At 66.3% G+C, this 1,919-nt stretch carries 3 protein-coding genes; all 3 read left to right on the plus strand.

Going from position 1 to position 1,919, the window contains the following annotated elements; genetic code table 11:
- Positions 1 to 651 precede the first annotated feature (651 nt).
- The 3 genes from ACTWPW_RS63935 to ACTWPW_RS63945 are packed head-to-tail and all read left to right on the plus strand — an operon-like array spanning position 652 to position 1,456.
- The gene (locus tag ACTWPW_RS63935) at positions 652 to 897 is read left to right on the plus strand and encodes a hypothetical protein (RefSeq protein ID WP_443174998.1); all 246 of its coding nucleotides are present in this window, start codon (positions 652 to 654) and stop codon (positions 895 to 897) included.
- Positions 894 to 1,208: a hypothetical protein gene (locus ACTWPW_RS63940; RefSeq protein ID WP_443174999.1), complete on the plus strand. Its 315-nt coding sequence runs from the start codon at positions 894 to 896 to the stop codon at positions 1,206 to 1,208. Before ACTWPW_RS63935 ends, ACTWPW_RS63940 begins: the two co-directional genes overlap by 4 nt.
- A 38-nt stretch (positions 1,209 to 1,246) precedes the next feature.
- Entirely contained in the window at positions 1,247 to 1,456 is a 210-nt protein-coding gene (locus ACTWPW_RS63945; protein ID WP_443175000.1) for a hypothetical protein, read from the plus strand.
- Positions 1,457 to 1,919: the final 463 nt, after the last annotated feature.

The following is a 1,919-nucleotide window of genomic DNA, read 5'->3' on the forward strand; positions in this document are numbered from 1 at the left end:
TGGATCTTCCGGCCTTCCTCCATCGTCAAGGGCCGGACGAACACATCCGGTGGACGAGCCACAACTACCTCCCGGTTTGCAGGGGCAGCCAGCTTTACGGGTTCACCGGTCGAGATCAATTACCCGGCCAACGTTCCGGGACGGGCCACTAGCACGGCTTGACCTGGGCCGGTACCACGCACCTCCAGATGTCAACGTCCAGCTGGTCCTCGGACTTCGCTCAGCGCAACCTATCGCCGCAGATCAGCCCCCACGCCGCAACGAAGTTCGTGTCATCCCGCGCAGGCGCCAACTGCCGGGCGATGTCAAGGCCCACCCGAGCCACTTACCCAACCGCGAGACACGCTAGGGCGGGCCCCGGCCGAGCGTCTTGCTATTCTTCTCGCCCCCAGTAGTTGATCACCGGTGTTGCGACGACCTTGGAATGCGCCCGATAACGACGGCGGGGACGTCTCCGCAAGTCGGGCTTTCGCAAAGAGGCTACCCTCGGCCACCCCGGGGACTGAGCCCTGCACACCGCTGATGATCTGAGCCAAGTGACGAACCGCCGACTGGGGCTGTGAGTGCCGGGCCCGCATCGAAAAAACCGACGCGGAGTGTACGACATAAAGTACGACATGCTGAAGCCGATCCTGTGGTACACCAGCTAGCATGAAAGTCATGTCGAGAAATCCGTCATACAGCCTCAGCAGAACGGCCCAAGACCTCATCGACACCTGCTCCGACACGGCCGGTCTGAGTCGAAGCGCCTGGGTGGAGAAGGCGGTCATTTACTACGCGCTGGTAACCGGAGCACCGGCCGATCAAGCCACCGACGAAGCCCTCACCGAGGCGATCGCCGACGAACACGAAGCCGCCGCCGCCGACGACGAGTTCCGCGAGCGGGGCGCGGCGTGATCCAACTCCATACCGGCGGGGTCTACCTCTACGCCCCCAAGGGCATCAACCGGGAGCGCCTGATGCTCGTCATCTCCGCGCCCGGCGTGGTGGACTCCCGCCGGCGGTTTATCACCGGCCTAACCGTCATGTCCTCCCATGACGGGGACACCCTCACGGTTCCGATTACCGTGGACGGCGCCCGCCGCTACGTCAACACGACGCAGCCACAGCGCCTGATCCGCGACTGGTTCCTGGACTACCACGGCAACCTCTCCCCCCAAGAGATGGAAGCCGTACGGGCCTACCGCCGCCTCGCTGAAGACCTCTGACCGGCCAGCGCCTCCCAGAGGCACCGGGAGCGCTCCCTGTGATTCCCCGATCCAGCAGGACAAGCGTCCTCAGCGTAGCCTGGTGGCCGTTGCGGGCGCTGGCCGCGCTGCGCGTCGGCGCGGACGTGGACGCGGCTACCGCCCCGCTGTTGCTGGACACCGCCGTGGCTGAGGTCGCGGTGCACGAGGCGCTAAGACTCAACCAGGCCGCCCGGTATGAGATCCGCTCGACAGCCCGTGTGAGCTGACCATCGAGGTGCGCTGGCAATTCACCAACGCTGTCCCAGAGGGCTAACCGGTAAGGAGCGCGCACGGCTGCGCCGGTGCTGGCGGGGCCGTGGCAGCACCACGAACATCACGACCTGAACACCGACCTGCAGGATTGCGAACATGCCGAGTCCTTGGGTTTTGCCGCGGATCAGCCGGACCGGCGTCGAGAGTGCGGCCGCTGTCGCCAACCGGCCTGTCCGCCGTCTCCCCGGTATACGGCGGGCCGGCCGGGCAGATTGACCGGCAGCACCGACCACCAAGGCAGGGTTGGCCGATGTCGACGCCAGCCTGGAAACGCTCGCTTGCGCGCGGGAGGCACACTCGCCAAGCGCCGACGGCGAGCTCAACCCGTACACGAAGCCGACCTACTCTGGGAAGGCGCGCAGATCACCGGCTGCGGCGCCGTCATGGCCCGCCTGATCCGGGACGGCCAGCCCAGCG

It is taken from the genome of Nonomuraea sp. KM90, assembly GCF_052246675.1.
Taxonomy (GTDB): Bacteria; Actinomycetota; Actinomycetes; order Streptosporangiales; family Streptosporangiaceae; genus Nonomuraea.